The sequence below is a fragment of the Bradyrhizobium sp. MI1.7 genome (assembly GCF_055811795.1).
The window spans coordinates 109,766-123,700 of the sequence record NZ_JBVVPO010000015.1; the positions used below are offsets into that span (position 1 = coordinate 109,766).

At 65.6% G+C, this 13,935-nt stretch carries 16 protein-coding genes; 9 read left to right on the top strand and 7 right to left on the bottom strand.

The window, feature by feature from the left end; all coding sequences use genetic code 11:
- The first annotated feature begins 12 nt into the window (after positions 1–12).
- Complete coding sequence (locus AC0L3X_RS16640; RefSeq protein ID WP_063983321.1) at positions 13–297, top strand: hypothetical protein; 285 nt, start codon at positions 13–15, stop codon at positions 295–297.
- Between the two features lie 167 nt (positions 298–464).
- Here the strand turns inward: AC0L3X_RS16640 and ntrC are convergent, their stop codons facing one another.
- The 3 genes from ntrC to dusB are packed head-to-tail and all read right to left on the bottom strand — an operon-like array spanning position 465 to position 4,090.
- Positions 465–1,907: a nitrogen regulation protein NR(I) gene (ntrC, locus tag AC0L3X_RS16645; protein WP_028147560.1), complete on the bottom strand. Its 1,443-nt coding sequence runs from the start codon at positions 1,905–1,907 to the stop codon at positions 465–467.
- A gap of 9 nt (positions 1,908–1,916) precedes the next feature.
- Positions 1,917–3,092, bottom strand: a complete 1,176-nt coding sequence (locus AC0L3X_RS16650; protein ID WP_063986376.1) for a two-component system sensor histidine kinase NtrB — start codon at positions 3,090–3,092, stop codon at positions 1,917–1,919.
- Positions 3,089–4,090 carry a tRNA dihydrouridine synthase DusB gene (gene dusB / locus AC0L3X_RS16655; protein ID WP_187388075.1) on the bottom strand — a complete coding sequence of 334 codons (1,002 nt, stop codon included), beginning with the start codon at positions 4,088–4,090 and terminating at the stop codon, positions 3,089–3,091. The genes AC0L3X_RS16650 and dusB overlap by 4 nt, the downstream gene beginning before the upstream one ends.
- A gap of 282 nt (positions 4,091–4,372) precedes the next feature.
- Between dusB and AC0L3X_RS16660 the strand changes: the two genes are divergently transcribed.
- Positions 4,373–5,554 (top strand): bifunctional 2-C-methyl-D-erythritol 4-phosphate cytidylyltransferase/2-C-methyl-D-erythritol 2,4-cyclodiphosphate synthase, encoded by a 1,182-nt coding sequence (locus AC0L3X_RS16660; protein ID WP_354079898.1) that lies wholly within the window; start codon positions 4,373–4,375, stop codon positions 5,552–5,554.
- A 3-nt stretch (positions 5,555–5,557) separates the two neighbouring features.
- Entirely contained in the window at positions 5,558–6,169 is a 612-nt protein-coding gene (locus AC0L3X_RS16665; protein ID WP_028161429.1) for a CinA family protein, read from the top strand.
- Between the two features lie 7 nt (positions 6,170–6,176).
- Here the strand turns inward: AC0L3X_RS16665 and AC0L3X_RS16670 are convergent, their stop codons facing one another.
- Together AC0L3X_RS16670 and AC0L3X_RS16675 are read right to left on the bottom strand one after the other, a co-directional pair.
- Complete coding sequence (locus tag AC0L3X_RS16670; RefSeq protein WP_354079896.1) at positions 6,177–6,362, bottom strand: hypothetical protein; 186 nt, start codon at positions 6,360–6,362, stop codon at positions 6,177–6,179.
- Positions 6,363–6,486: 124 nt separating this feature from the next.
- Positions 6,487–6,666 (bottom strand): hypothetical protein, encoded by a 180-nt coding sequence (locus AC0L3X_RS16675; RefSeq protein ID WP_071914051.1) that lies wholly within the window; start codon positions 6,664–6,666, stop codon positions 6,487–6,489.
- A 466-nt stretch (positions 6,667–7,132) separates the two neighbouring features.
- Here AC0L3X_RS16675 and AC0L3X_RS16680 point away from each other — a divergent pair, with 466 nt between their 5' ends.
- Genes AC0L3X_RS16680 through AC0L3X_RS16705 form a run of 6 tightly spaced genes read left to right on the top strand, consistent with a single transcriptional unit; the run spans position 7,133 to position 12,280 of the window.
- Positions 7,133–7,840 carry a c-type cytochrome gene (locus tag AC0L3X_RS16680; protein WP_063986378.1) on the top strand — a complete coding sequence of 236 codons (708 nt, stop codon included), beginning with the start codon at positions 7,133–7,135 and terminating at the stop codon, positions 7,838–7,840.
- Between the two features lie 8 nt (positions 7,841–7,848).
- Positions 7,849–9,105 (top strand): cytochrome c, encoded by a 1,257-nt coding sequence (locus AC0L3X_RS16685; protein ID WP_408581365.1) that lies wholly within the window; start codon positions 7,849–7,851, stop codon positions 9,103–9,105.
- 8 nt (positions 9,106–9,113) lie between these two features.
- Complete coding sequence (locus AC0L3X_RS16690) at positions 9,114–9,290, top strand: hypothetical protein (RefSeq protein ID WP_166341619.1); 177 nt, start codon at positions 9,114–9,116, stop codon at positions 9,288–9,290.
- Positions 9,287–9,856, top strand: a complete 570-nt coding sequence (locus tag AC0L3X_RS16695; protein WP_208086771.1) for a cupredoxin domain-containing protein — start codon at positions 9,287–9,289, stop codon at positions 9,854–9,856. Before AC0L3X_RS16690 ends, AC0L3X_RS16695 begins: the two co-directional genes overlap by 4 nt.
- Positions 9,843–11,465 (top strand): b(o/a)3-type cytochrome-c oxidase subunit 1, encoded by a 1,623-nt coding sequence (locus AC0L3X_RS16700; protein WP_473316527.1) that lies wholly within the window; start codon positions 9,843–9,845, stop codon positions 11,463–11,465. Before AC0L3X_RS16695 ends, AC0L3X_RS16700 begins: the two co-directional genes overlap by 14 nt.
- Positions 11,465–12,280 carry a c-type cytochrome gene (locus tag AC0L3X_RS16705; protein ID WP_283016459.1) on the top strand — a complete coding sequence of 272 codons (816 nt, stop codon included), beginning with the start codon at positions 11,465–11,467 and terminating at the stop codon, positions 12,278–12,280. Before AC0L3X_RS16700 ends, AC0L3X_RS16705 begins: the two co-directional genes overlap by 1 nt.
- A 110-nt stretch (positions 12,281–12,390) precedes the next feature.
- Here AC0L3X_RS16705 and AC0L3X_RS16710 read toward each other — a convergent pair whose 3' ends face one another.
- Positions 12,391–12,861 carry a type II toxin-antitoxin system RatA family toxin gene (locus AC0L3X_RS16710; RefSeq protein WP_071914058.1) on the bottom strand — a complete coding sequence of 157 codons (471 nt, stop codon included), beginning with the start codon at positions 12,859–12,861 and terminating at the stop codon, positions 12,391–12,393.
- A gap of 6 nt (positions 12,862–12,867) precedes the next feature.
- Complete coding sequence (gene lipA / locus AC0L3X_RS16715) at positions 12,868–13,824, bottom strand: lipoyl synthase (RefSeq protein WP_085399550.1); 957 nt, start codon at positions 13,822–13,824, stop codon at positions 12,868–12,870.
- Positions 13,825–13,935: the final 111 nt, after the last annotated feature.

Genomic DNA, 13,935 nt, shown 5'->3' on the forward strand with positions numbered 1-13,935 from the left:
GGGCGGATACTGATGTATTCGTACCACATTGTTGCCGAATTGCGACAATTCCGCGGCGCCCTCGCCGCGACGGACCGGCGCATCCACAGGCCGCTGTTCTGGCAAACCTCGCTTGCGGGAACGGATTCCCGCCCCTGCGGCTTGACCGCCATGGACAGGTTCTTTCTCGCGATGATGGTATCGGCCGTGCTGCTGCTGATCGTAGCCGCCGACCTCCTGGTCAATGGTCTCGGGGTGCAGCAGCCGCTGGCGAACGTCGCCAGCGCCCAGCCGGTCTCGGCGCGGCTGATCAGATGAGCGCGACGCAGCGCTCGGCGGTTGAATAACAATTCATACGTTCCAGCGGAACGTTTCGGCCTGATTCGGACTTTTGCTCACCGCGTTAGCCACAACGGCCAGCGCGATCCGGACAGGCTCAGCTCCGCTTTGGTAGGGGGAGCTGAGCCACCGTCCGTTCGAAAAAACTAGCCCCCGCTCCGATACACCTGGATATCGAGATCCCGGATCTTCTTCCGCAGCGTGTTGCGGTTGAGGCCGAGCAAATCGGCGGCGCGGATCTGGTTGCCGCGGGTGGCGGCGAGCGCGGCCGTGAGCAGCGGCACCTCGATCTCCTTGAGGATGCGGTGATAGAGGCCCGGCGGCGGCACGCCATTCGGGAAACCCTGGAAGTGCGAGGACAGATACGCCTCCACGGCGCCGCCGAGATTGTCGACGCCCTGCTGGACCGCGGCGCCCGGGCTGACCGTGGGCGGCGCGAGCTCGCCGTCGATGACGGAGCCCGTGATCACGTCCTGCGGGTAGAGCGCGGCGAGGCGCCGGGCGAGGTTCTCGAGCTCGCGCACGTTGCCGGGCCAGCGGTGCTGCTTCATTCGCTCCAGCGCCAGCGCGTCGAGCTTCTTCGGCGGCAGGCCGTCCTTCTCGGCCAGCGTGAAGAAGTGCCGCACGAGGTCCGGCAGGTCTTCGATGCGCTCGCGCAAGGGGGGCAGCCGCAGCGGCACGACGTTGAGGCGGAAGAACAAATCTTCGCGGAACAGGCCCTGCTGGATCAGGACGCGCAGGTCCTTGTTGGACGCCGCGACGATCCGCACGTCGGTCTTGATCGGGGTACGGCCGCCGACGGTGGTGTATTCGCCCTGCTGGAGCACGCGCAGCAGGCGGGTCTGCGCCTCCATCGGCATGTCGCCGATCTCGTCTAGGAACAGCGTGCCGCCCTCGGCCTGCTCGAACCGGCCCGAGGCGCGGGTGTTGGCGCCGGTGAAGGCGCCGCGCTCGTGGCCGAACAGTTCGGACTCGATCAGGTCACGCGGGATCGCCGCCATGTTGACCGCGACGAACGGGCCGTTGCGGCGCTTGCCGTAATCGTGCAGCGCGCGCGCCACCAGCTCCTTACCGGTGCCGGACTCGCCCGTGATCATCACGGTGAGGTCGGTCTGCATCAGACGCGCCAGCACGCGGTAGATTTCCTGCATCGCCGGCGAGCGGCCGACCAGCGGGATCGCCTCCATCTCGGCGTCCTCGTCCGGCGTCGAGACCCGTTCCTTCGGCTCGGCCAGCGCACGGCCGACGATGGCGATCAGCTCCTTCAGGTCGAAGGGCTTTGGCAGATATTCGTACGCCCCGCGCTCGGAGGCGCGGATCGCGGTCATGAACGTGTTCTGCGCGCTCATGACGATGACGGGCAGATTCGGCCGCATCTTCTTGATCCGCGGCAGCAGGTCGAAGGCGTTCTCGTCGGGCATCACCACGTCGGTGATGACGAGATCGCCCTCCCCCTGGCTGACCCAGCGCCACAGCGTTGCGGCATTGCCGGTGAGCCGGACTTCATAGCCGGCGCGGGATAGCGCCTGATTGAGAACCGTGCGGATGGCGGTGTCGTCATCAGCAACGAGAATGCTACCTGCGGGCATCGTTAATCCTCATTTCGCCCCCTGTGACGCAGACGACGACTTCCCGGCAGAGCCGTCGCGGCTGCTTGGATCGGCATGTTTGACCGATGTGGAATACATCGGCATCAGCACGCGGAAGGTGGTCTTGCGCGGCTGAGACTCGCATTCGATGATGCCCCCGTGATCTCCGATGATCTTTGCGACCAGCGCCAGGCCAAGACCCGAGCCGGTCTGCTTGGTGGTCACGAAGGGATCGAACAGGTTGGGCAGAAGATCGTCCGGCACGCCTGGTCCGTTGTCCTTCACGCAGAATTCGAGCGGCAGCGATACACGGGATTTTTGACCGGGGACTGACAGGCGCACGCCGGGACGGAACGCGGTGGTGAGCTGGATCTCGGCGTCGGGGACGTCGATCAGCGCTTCGGCGGCGTTCTTCACGAGGTTGAGGAACACCTGGACGAGCTGGTCCTGGTTCGCCAGGACCGGCGGCAGCGACGGATCATAATCCTCGATGAAGCGGATGTTGCGGGCAAAGCCCGACTGCGCCAGTCGCTTCACGTGATCGAGCACGGAATGGATGTTGACGGGACCGCGCACCACGGGGCGCTCGTCGCCGAACACCTCCATGCGGTCGACCAGCGTCACGATGCGGTCGGCCTCGTCGCAGATCAGCCGCGTCAGCATGCGGTCCTCGGACGAGGCCTGCTGCTCCAGCAGCTGCGCCGCGCCGCGGATGCCGGAGAGCGGATTCTTGATCTCATGCGCCAGCATGGCGGCCAGCGCGATCACCGAGCGCGCGGCGCTGCGATGGGTGAGCTGGCGATCCATCTTGTCGGCAATGGAACGCTCCTGGAGCATCACCACGATATGGCCGGGCCGCTCCGTCAGCGGGGCGACATGCAGATCGACCTGGCGGTCGCCGCCCATGCGCGGCGTGCCCAGATCGACCTTGTATTCGTTGACCGGCGAGTTCGACGAACGAACCTGGTCGATCAGCGCCAGCAAGGGGCTCCCGAACGGCACCAGCTCTTTCAGCGACTGCCGTTTCAGGAACTGCGTCGAGATGTCGAAGAAGGCTTCGGTCGCGATGTTGGCGGCGACGATCTTGCCGTCCGGCCCGATCATGAGCACGGGATTGGGCAGCGCATCCAGGATCGCATCGCTCTCGGACGGAAGCGGCCGGCGATGGTCAGCAGCTGAGCTCATGCAGCAGCGCTCCATGCGAAATCGTCGAAGGCATCTTGCAGCGACTGGTGGACGAGGCGCGGATCCTCGGAGGTGAGGATCTTCTGGCGCCAGGCTTTCAGCTTCTCGGCCGGCGCACGGCTCACATCGGCCGCGACGTCGAGCGCCCAGCCGAGATGTTTTCGCGCGTGCCGGAGGCCGATGCGCAGGCCGTAGAGCGCGCAGACGCCCTCATAGAGCGTGCGGACATAATGCAGCTGGGTCGCGAGCGACGGCGCGGCTTCGACCGCCCCGCCCTTCAGGCGGCGGCCGATCTCGCCGGGCAACCAAGGCTGCCCCTGCGCGCCGCGGCCGATCATCACGGCATCGGCGCCGGAGGCCTCCAACGCCGCGAGCGCCTTCTCGTAAGTGGTGATGTCGCCGTTGACGACGAGCGGAATGGAGATCGCTTCGCGCACCGCGCGGATCGCATCCCAATCGGCCTCGCCCTTGTAGAACTGACAACGGGTGCGGCCGTGCACGGTGACGAGCTTGATGCCGGCGGCTTCCGCACGCCGCGCCAATTCCGGCGCGTTGCGGGTGTGATCGTCCCAGCCGAGCCGCATCTTCAGGGTCACCGGCACCTTCACCGCCGCGATCGTCGCATCGATCAGGCTGACGGCATGGTCGAGATCGCGCATCAGGGCGGAGCCGGACTGGCCGCCGGTGACGTGCCGGGCCGGACAGCCCATGTTGATGTCGATGATGTCGGCGCCTCCGGCTTCGGCGATCCGGGCCCCCTCGGCCATCCAGTGCGCCTCGCAGCCGGCGAGCTGGACCACATGAGGCCCGATTCCGGTCGCTTCGCAGCGCAACCGAGACATCTTGTGGCCATTCGCGAGCTCATCGCTGGCGGTCATTTCGGACACGACCAGACCGGCCCCGAGCTCGGCGGCGAGCCTGCGGACGGGCGAGTCGGTGACTCCCGACATCGGCGCCAGGAAGACCGGGGTGGCGACCTCGATATCGCCAATTTTCAACGGCTTAGAGCCTGATACTGCCGAGCCGGTCACAGGGGTCTCGTTGTGTAGGCAGGGCCTCATCGCGCCTGCCATGACCTATCTTGCGCACAATTCTTGTGCAGTCAAGCGTCATGCCTACAGTTTAGACAGTTCTGCAAATCTTTCAAGTGCAGTGCAGCAAAATGCTGTTTCCCACAATCCGGGGAAACCCCTTTTTTTGCGGGCCTGCCGTGCTAGAGGCATGCGGCAATCACCCCACTCCCCCGACTCTCTTCATCACCAACTGAGTATTTGAGTCCTATGGCGAAATCACAGCGCACCGCAGTCGTCCTCGTCGCGGCCGGACGCGGCCTGCGGGCTGGCGCCGGTGGTCCCAAGCAATATCGCGAGATCGGCGGCGTTCCCGTGATCTATCGCGCCATGGAAGCCTTCAGCCGCCACCCCGACGTGTTCGCCGTGCAGCCGGTGGTGAACCCCGACGACAGCGCCATGTTCACGGCAGCGGTCGCAGGTCTCAGCCATGAGCCGCCGACCAATGGCGGCGCGACGCGGCAGGCCTCCGTGCTCGCAGGGCTCGAAGCACTCGCCAAGCATAAGCCCGATATCGTGCTCATCCACGACGCCGCGCGTCCCTTCGTCTCGGCAGGCGTGATTTCGCGCGCAATCGAGGCGGCCAGCCGCACCGGCGCTGCGCTCCCCGTCGTTGCCGTCACCGACACCATCAAGGTCACCGGCGAGAGCGGCAATGTCGAGGACACGCCAGACCGCTCAGCCTTGCGAATCGCGCAGACGCCGCAATCCTTTCGTTTCGACGTCATCCTCGAGGCGCATCGTCGCGCGGCAAAGGACGGGCGCAGCGATTTCACCGACGATGCCGCGATTGCCGAATGGGCGGGATTGACGGTCGCAACCTTTGAAGGCGATGTTGCCAATATGAAGCTTACCACTCCCGAGGATTTCGTGCGCGAGGAAGCGCGCCTGGCCAGCCTGCTCGGCGACATCAGGACCGGCACCGGCTATGACGTGCACGCCTTCGGCGAAGGCGACCACGTGATGATCTGTGGCGTGCGGGTCCCGCACACCAAAGGCTTCCTCGCCCATTCCGACGGCGATGTCGGCCTGCATGCGCTGGTCGACGCCATCCTCGGCGCACTCGCCGACGGCGATATCGGCTCGCACTTTCCGCCGAGCGATGCGAAATGGAAGGGGGCTTCCTCCGACCAGTTTCTGAAATACGCCATCGAGCGCGTTGCGCAGCGTGGCGGCCGCGTCGCCAACCTCGAGGTGACGATGATCTGCGAGCGGCCGAAGATCGGCCCCTTGCGCGACACCATGCGCGCCCGCATCGCCGAGATCTCCGGGGTCGACATCTCGCGCGTCGCGGTGAAGGCGACCACCAGCGAGCGGCTCGGCTTCACCGGCCGCGAGGAGGGCATCGCGGCCACCGCGAGCGCCACCATCCGCCTGCCCTGGAGCGTCTAGGTCATGGGCGGCAGCGACGCACGCGCCCTCTCCCGCTCGCTGCTCGATCTGTGCCGGATGCGCAAGCTGACGATTGCCACCGCCGAGTCCTGCACCGGCGGCCTGGTTGCCGGCGCGCTGACCGACATTCCCGGCTCCTCCGACGTGATCGACCGCGGCTTCGTCACTTATTCCAATGACGCCAAGCGCGCGATGCTAGGGGTCGAGGCGAGCACGCTCGCGAATTTCGGCGCCGTCAGCAAGGAGACCGCAACCGCGATGGCGGTCGGCGCGCTGGAGCGGGCCGGCGTCGATCTCGCCGTTGCCATCACCGGTATCGCCGGCCCCGGCGGCGCCACGCCCGGCAAGCCGGTCGGCCTCGTGCATTTTGCGGTTGCCGCGCGCGACGGCCGCATCGTCCATCGCGAGCATCGCTTTGGCGCGATCGGCCGGACCGCCGTGCGCCAGCGCTCGGTGGTCGAGGCATTGCGCATGCTGATGGATCTCGCCCGCGGCCCGAAGGCCCAGCCCAAGCCCCGGCGCGCCGCCGCGGCAACCCGCCTGCGGCCTCGCGTGACCCGCTCGCCGCGCCGGCATGCGGTGAAGCGCAGGACGCCGCGGTCACCGCGCGGCTAGAGACACTTCATGCCGCCGCCAGCAGCGCGCTCGCGTGGTCGAGCACGCGCTGCTTGACCGCATCGGCGTCGGACGGCGCCACCTTCGCGCTCACCGTCAATTCCACGACGGGCGCTGCGGGATCGGCGGCGACCACCTTCGACACATTGACCGATGGCGCGGCCCGCTCGTCGCCGCGAGGATTTTCACGCAACTTCTTCAGGATCTGGTCAGCCAGCTGCCGGCCTGTCCCATGCTGTCAATTGAGCGCGGCCAAGCGCGCGTTCCCGGCATGTGCGTTCGGCGCAAGGAAGCCGAATGGGTTCCGCGACATCCAATTATTGTTCCTGGCGCTTCGTCCGACAAATGACAGGGAGCTTCTGCTCAATCGCCTTCGCCAGCACCGTGCCGCGGGTCCGGCCGAGCTCTTTCGCTATCAGCGCAATCGGCTTGGTGCCTGCCAGTACCTTCAGCCTGCCAAGGTCTTCTTCGCTCCATGCCTGCTTCCAGCGTCCCATCTCCCCGATCCCGCGATAAGGCGCCCGCGCCCGACTCGGATTGTAGTCGAACCCTTCGCGAAGGGCAGACCTCGTGGCGCGCCGTTTCCGGCAAGGGGTGTTGCGTCAGCGCGCTGCGTTTTGGCACAAACTGCACTTGTCGCCCGACGGGAAGATGCACTTTTATGAAAGATTGTCTGCCCGGCCCAAGCGGCAGAACATCCGCGCGCGCGCGAACGGATTCCACATTGCCGCGCTTCCCGCTTGTGAAGCAAAGCTCGGGCGGAATACGCCGCGAGATCGCGGCGTTACGCCAGTTTTCAAAAAGCACGCAATTCTTGTCGAATTCGATCAGGATCGCAAATGTGCAACCGCGACCAAGCGTCATCGCCATGTCCGATCTTGCGCGCGACTGTATTGGCGCAATAATGCGGCTCTACGCTGTGGCCAGGAATCAACCCGGTCCTGCTTTCTGGAGGGCGACGGCGTGTTCGCTCGCGACACTGCACTGGCAATCGCCATTGCTACCTTGGCCGCCATTGATGGTACTGCCGCACAAACGGCCAACCAGCCGCCGGATACGATGGCGGCGCGGGTGGAGGCGTGCACGCCCTGTCACGGCAACAAGGGCGAAGGCACCAGCGACGTCTATTTCCCGCGGCTTGCCGGCAAGCCGGCCGGCTATCTCTACAACCAGCTCCTCGCCTTCCGCAGCGGCCGGCGCAAATACCCGCCGATGAACTATCTGCTGGAGTTTCTGCCTGATCCGTATCTGGAGGCGATGGCCGAATATTTCGCCAGCGAGCATCCGCCGCTGCCGCAGCCCGCGCCGAGCGAAGTCAGCAAGGAAGTGCTGGCGCAGGGCGAGCTGCTCGCGACCAGCGGCGATGCCGGTCGTAACATACCGGCGTGCGTGAGCTGTCACGGCCCGGGCCTCACGGGCATGCAGCCCGGCATCCCCGGTCTGCTGGGCTTGCGCGCCGCTTACGTCAGTGCGCAGCTCGGCGCCTGGCGCTACGGCACGCGAACGGCAAAATCGCCGGACTGCATGCAGCTCGTCGCCGGCCATCTGACAGAAGCAGATGTTACCGCCGTCGCGGCCTGGCTCGCGACGCGGCCGGCGCCCACCAACCCGGCCCCCGTCCCGAAAGGCACCTACGCGCTGCCGTTCGGCTGCGGCAGCCAGCCCAACTGACGAGGCGCATGATGGGCTCAAGACTGTCGATCACGCAGCTATCGATCAAGCTCCTGGCCCTTGCCGCGCTCATCACGGCCGCGCAAGCGCAGGACAAGGCCGGCGACGTCATTGCGCGGGGTGAATATCTCGCCCGCGCCGGCGATTGCACGGCCTGCCATACTGCGGCTGAGGGCCGGCTGTTTGCCGGCGGGCGCCCGATGCCGACCCCGTTCGGAACGATCTACACCTCCAACATCACGCCCGATCCGGAGACCGGCATCGGCAAGTGGAGCGCGGACGATTTCTACAGAACCATGCACAACGGCCGTTTCCCGGATGGCGGGCTGATCTATCCGGCGATGCCGTTCGCGTCCTATACCAAGGTCACGCGCGCCGACAGCGACGCGATCTTCGCCTATCTGCGCTCGATTCAGCCGGTGAACCAGAAGAACAAGCCGCACGAGCTGCGGTTTCCCTATGACAACCGCCAGCTCATCCTCGGCTGGCGTACGCTGTTCTTCCGCGAGGGTGAGTTCAAGCCCGACCCCACCAAGTCGGCGGAATGGAATCGCGGCGCCTATCTGGTCGAGGGGCTCGGTCATTGCGGCATGTGCCATTCGCCGATCAACGCGCTCGGCGGCACCTCGCAATCGGACGCCTTCAAGGGCGGCCTGATCCCGATGCAGAACTGGTACGCGCCGTCCCTCACCTCCAACCGCGAGGCGGGTCTCGGCGACTGGAGCATCAAGGACATCACCGACCTGCTCCAGACCGGCGTCTCCATGCGCGGCGTGGTCTACGGCCCGATGGCCGAGGTCGTGCACAACAGCCTGCAATACCTCAACGACGAGGACACGCGCGCCATGGCGGTGTACCTCAAGGGCATCGCGGAGCCCTCGCCTCCGCCGGCGCCGAGCTCGGCGCTGCCGACCACCGAGAGCAGCCTGCTGATCAGCCTCGGCAAGACCGTCTACGACAAGAATTGCGCGAGCTGTCATGGGGCGCAGGGCGAAGGCAAGCCGCCGCACTGGCCGCCGCTCGCCAACAACCAGTCGATCGAGATGCAGTCGGCGGTCAATCCGATCCGCATGGTGCTCAATGGCGGCTATCCGCCGGGCACCAAGGGCAATCCGATGCCGTACGGCATGCCGCCTTTCGCAGGCCTCCTCTCCGACAACGAGGTCGCCGCCGTCGTCTCCTACATCCGCACCGCCTGGGGCAATCGCGGCACGCCGGTGTCGGCGCGCGAGGCCAACGACCTGCGCTCCGCACCGCTGAACTGAGAGGCGTCATGTTCAATTCCGATCCGCCGACCAGCCCAGCCGCCGCCGACCAGGCCGTCGAGGAAGTCGTCTCGCAAGGACCGTCCGGCGCGATCGTGCTGGCCGGCATCGCCACGGCCTGCGTGGTCGCGATGTGGTTTGCCTTCTATCTCTTCGTCTTCCTGCCGCGCGGATCGCTGCAATGAGCGCAGGGGACACCCACACCCATGGCAGCGCCGAGGTCGCGGCCCGCGTCGAGCGGCGCTGGGCGACCATTGCCGTGATAATCGTCGTCGGCATGGCGCTTCTGGCGGCCTTCGCCGGCATCCATCGCGCCACCATGCCGCAGCCGCGCGTCGAGACCACCGATCCCTCGCGCATTCATCTGTCCGGCGAATTCGTCGAGAGCAATCTCGGCAGCGTGCTGGAGGCCAATGGCAATGTGACGGTGCGCGCGATCGGCCAGCAATATTCGTTCACGCCGGCCTGTATCGTGGTGCCCGTGGATACGCCGATCACGATGCGCGCCACCAGCGCCGACGTCGTCCACGGCATCCTGATCCAGGGCACCAACATCAACACCATGCTGGTGCCGGGCTACATCTCCGAGCAATTGATGCGCTTTACGAAGACTGGCGACTATCTGATGCCCTGCCAGGAGTTCTGCTCCTTCGGCCATGAGGGCATGTGGGGCAAGGTCAAGGTGATCGACAAGGCCGACTTCGCCAATCGTGCGAAGGGTGGCGGGAGGCTGAGCTGTGTTGGTCAATAGGAAGCTCATCCTCGCCCATTTCTGGCTGGCCTTTGCCGTGTTCGGCTTTGCGCTGACACTCGGCGCTTGGCAGATGTTCATCCGCAGCCCGATCGGCACCTGGCTGTCCAATCCCGAGCTCTATTACCGCTCGCTGACCGCGCACGGCACGGTGATGGGCTACGTCTTTCCCACGCTCGTCGCGATGGGCTTTGGCTATGCCATCAGCGAGTCCGCGCTGGAGCAGCGCCTGGTCGGCGTGCGCTGGGCCTGGACCGGATTTTGGCTGATCGTGATCGGCAGCGTCATGGCGATGGTCCCGGTCGCGCTCGGCCGCGCCTCGGTCCTCTACACGTTCTATCCGCCATTGATCGGCAACGTATTCTATTACCTCGGCGTCGTGCTCGTGGTGGTCGGCTCCTGGATCTGGGTCGCGCTGATGGCGATCAATCTGCGCGTCTGGCGGAAGGCCCATCCCGGTGCACCGGTGCCGCTGGCGATGTTCGCCAATGTCGCGGGCTCCTATCTGTGGGCCTGGACCGCGGTCGGCGCCGCCCTCGAGCTGTTGCTCCAGATCATTCCCGTCGCGGCCGGGCTGAAGGCCACGATCGACGCGGGTCTTGCCCGCGTGTTCTTCTCGTGGACGCTGCACGCCATCGTCTATTTCTGGCTGATGCCGACCTACATCGCCTATTACACCATCGTGCCGCGCGCGATCGGCGGCCGGGTTTATTCCGACAGCATGGCGCGGATCTCCTTCATCCTGTTCCTGGTGGTGGCGATGCCGATCGGCATGCACCACACCTTCGCCGATCCGCAGGTCGGCGCCGGCTTCAAGTTCATCCATTCGGCCTTCACGGCGCTGGTCGCGCTGCCGACGCTTCTGACCGTGTTCACGATCTGCGCCTCCGTCGAGATCGCCGCGCGCCTGCGCGGCGGCCGCGGCCTATTCGGCTGGATCAAGGCGCTGCCCTGGGACAATCCGATGATGCTGGCGCTGGCGTTCTCGTTCTTCATGCTCGGCTTTGGTGGCGCCGGCGGCCTGATCAACATGAGCTATCAGCTCGATGCGTCGATCCACAACACGCAGTGGATCACCGGCCATTTCCACCTGATCTTCGGCGGCGCCATCGTGATCATGTATTTTGCGATCGCCTATGATCTGTGGCCGCATCTGACCGGGCGCGAACTCATCGATATCCGCCTGATCCGCACCCAGCTCTGGCTGTGGTTCATCGGTATGATCATCACGACCTTCCCGTGGCACTGGGTCGGCATTCTCGGCATGCCGCGCCGCATGGCCTATTTCGACTTCGGCGATCCCGCGATCGCGCCGCAGGCGCTCTCGGTCACGTTCTCGGCGATCGGCGGCTTCATCCTGCTGACCTCGGGCATCATGTTCATCGTCATCCTGGCGCGTGGCATGCGTGCGCCTCGGGTTGACGCCGGCCCCTACCGCTTTGCGGTCGCCGTGCACCAGCCGACGACGGTGCCGGTTGCGCTCAACACTCACGCGCTGTGGGTGGCACTGATGATCGCCCTCACCCTCACCAATTACGGCTATCCGATCCTGAACCTGGCGCTGAGTTCGGGAACGTCGGTGCCCGCCGTCTATGTGGGAGCGCAGTGATGACCACGCGCGACCTCTTCACCCTCCGGAACAGCCATTTCAGGATTGGCGTCGGCATTACCGCCGCGATCCTGATCGTGACCGCAATCGTCGGCTTCATCGTGCTGCCATTCGCGCAACCCTGGGTGCAGTTCGCCAGTGTCTGGGACGCGATTTGCAGCGCCGCGGGCGTGCCACAGCGTGCGCCGAACGTCAGGGCGCCCGAGCAGAGCAAGCAATTGTCGGAGGTCGTGCTGACCTCGCGTACACTGGCACGTCCGAGCCAGGAAGCGATCGGCCGGGGCGCCACGCTGGCGCAGCGCTGCGCCATCTGCCACGGCCCGACCGGCATCAGCCGCGCGGATTCGCCCAATCTCGCCGGCCAATATGCCGCCGTGATCTACAAGCAGTTGCACGATTTCCACTCGGGCGCGCGCACCAATGCCGTGATGTCGCCGTTCGCCGTCAACCTGACGGACCAGGAGATCGCCGATCTCTCGAACTATTACGCCTATCTGCCGCGGCCGGCAGCCTATCACCCGACGCCGCAGCTGCCGAAACCGAGCATCGTCATCTACGGCGCGCCGATGCGCGGGATCGCGCCCTGCGGCGCCTGCCATGGCAGCCTCGACAACAAGACCGGCAGTCCGTGGCTCGAAGGCCAGTCCGAAGCTTACATGAAGGCGCAGCTCCAGGCCTTCGCGTCCGGCGAGCGGCGCAACGACATCAGCCAGCAGATGCGCAACATCGCCCGCGCGATGACGCCGCAAGAGATCGAGGCGGCCGCGGCGTACTACGCCTCGCAGCCGCCGGATGTGGTGAAGGCGGTGGATTGAGCCTCACTGTCATTGCGAGCGCAGCGAAGCAATCCAGAATCCCTCCGCGGCAAGACCCTGGATTGGTTCGTCGCAAGGGCTCCTCGCAATGACGGCGGAGAGAGTACGCCTTACGACGACGCCAGCTTCGGCCGGCCGTAGATCGCATCCGCCCGCTTCTCGAATGCGATGGAGAAGCGCGCGAACGCGGCATCGAACATCGAGCCCATCAGCATCGCCAGCATCCGGCTCTTGAACTCGTAGGCCAGGAAGAATCCGACGTCGCAGACGCCCTCACCCTTGGGCTCGAACGTCCAGCGGTTCTCGAGGTTGCTGAACGGGCCTTGCAGATATTCGACCCGGATATTCAGATTGGCGCGGTCGAGAGTCACGCGGCTGGTGAAGGACTCCTTGACCAGCTTGAACGACACCGTCATGTCGGCGACCAGCACCTCGGTGCCGTCGGGTTTGGCCATCCGCTGGCGGATCTTGAGCGCGCTGCACAGCGGCACGAACTCCGGGTAGCGCTCGACGTCGGCGACCAGATCAAACATCTCGGACGCGCTGTGATGGACACGGCGCTTGCTTGAAAATTTGGGCATGGCGGTTCAGCGGGCAGTCGCGGCCCGTGCGGCCTTCAGTCTCGCAAAGTCCTCGCCGGCATGATGCGACGAACGGGTGAGCGGGCTCGCCGACACCATCAGGAAACCCTTGGTGTAGGCGACCTTTTCGTAGGACGAAAACTCGTCGGGCGGCACATAGCGCATCACGGCGTGGTGCTTCCGGGTCGGCTGGAGATATTGCCCGATGGTCAGGAAGTCGACGTCGGCGGAGCGCAGATCGTCCATCACCTGCTGCACCTCGTGGCGCTCCTCGCCGAGGCCGACCATGATGCCGGACTTGGTGAAGATGGTGGGATCGAGTTCCTTGACCCGCTGCAACAGCCGGATCGAGTGGAAGTAGCGCGCGCCGGGCCGCACCGTGAGGTAACGCGACGGCACGGTCTCGAGATTGTGGTTGAAGACGTCGGGCCTCGCCGCGACGACAACCTCCAGCGCGCCCTCCTTGCGCAGGAAGTCCGGCGTCAGGATCTCGATCGTGGTCGAGGGGCACGCGGCCCGGATCGCACGGATGGTCTCTGCAAAATGCTCGGCGCCGCCATCGGCCAGATCGTCACGGTCGACGGAGGTGATGACGACGTGGGCCAGCCCCAGCTTGGCGACGGCTTCGGCGACGTTCTGCGGCTCGGCCGCATCCAGCGCATTGGGCATGCCGGTCTTGACGTTACAGAACGCGCAGGCCCGGGTGCAGGTGTCCCCCATGATCATGAAGGTCGCGTGCTTCTTGTCCCAGCACTCGCCGATGTTCGGGCAGCCCGCCTCCTCGCACACGGTATGCAGGCCGTTGGCGCGCACGATGTTGCGGGTGTCGGCATAGCCGCGGGTATTGGGGGCGCGCACGCGAATCCAGTCCGGCTTCGGCGGCGAAGCGGAATCAGGGCGATTCACCTTTTCAGGGTGGCGGGGGCGCAACGGGTTCGAGATGGTGTCGACAATAACGACCATGGGCTGTCCGGTCTGTTCAGGTCCTACCTAGTCGGTCTGGCTGCCTGCCGCAACCCGGCTCGCGCCGCTTCAGGGAACATGGCAGATATGGGCAATATCCTGCTCTGTTCT

Bases quoted from the DNA above. Each gene is read 5' to 3' on its own strand.
- AC0L3X_RS16640 (WP_063983321.1), top strand. From the start codon at position 13: ATGTATTCGTACCACATTGTTGCCGAATTGCGACAATTCCGCGGCGCC.
- ntrC (WP_028147560.1), bottom strand. From the start codon at position 1,907: ATGCCCGCAGGTAGCATTCTCGTTGCTGATGACGACACCGCCATCCGC.
- AC0L3X_RS16650 (WP_063986376.1), bottom strand. From the start codon at position 3,092: ATGAGCTCAGCTGCTGACCATCGCCGGCCGCTTCCGTCCGAGAGCGAT.
- AC0L3X_RS16660 (WP_354079898.1), top strand. From the start codon at position 4,373: ATGGCGAAATCACAGCGCACCGCAGTCGTCCTCGTCGCGGCCGGACGC.
- AC0L3X_RS16665 (WP_028161429.1), top strand. From the start codon at position 5,558: ATGGGCGGCAGCGACGCACGCGCCCTCTCCCGCTCGCTGCTCGATCTG.
- AC0L3X_RS16675 (WP_071914051.1), bottom strand. From the start codon at position 6,666: ATGGGACGCTGGAAGCAGGCATGGAGCGAAGAAGACCTTGGCAGGCTG.
- AC0L3X_RS16685 (WP_408581365.1), top strand. From the start codon at position 7,849: ATGATGGGCTCAAGACTGTCGATCACGCAGCTATCGATCAAGCTCCTG.
- AC0L3X_RS16690 (WP_166341619.1), top strand. From the start codon at position 9,114: ATGTTCAATTCCGATCCGCCGACCAGCCCAGCCGCCGCCGACCAGGCC.
- AC0L3X_RS16695 (WP_208086771.1), top strand. From the start codon at position 9,287: ATGAGCGCAGGGGACACCCACACCCATGGCAGCGCCGAGGTCGCGGCC.
- AC0L3X_RS16705 (WP_283016459.1), top strand. From the start codon at position 11,465: ATGACCACGCGCGACCTCTTCACCCTCCGGAACAGCCATTTCAGGATT.
- AC0L3X_RS16710 (WP_071914058.1), bottom strand. From the start codon at position 12,861: ATGCCCAAATTTTCAAGCAAGCGCCGTGTCCATCACAGCGCGTCCGAG.
- lipA (WP_085399550.1), bottom strand. From the start codon at position 13,824: ATGGTCGTTATTGTCGACACCATCTCGAACCCGTTGCGCCCCCGCCAC.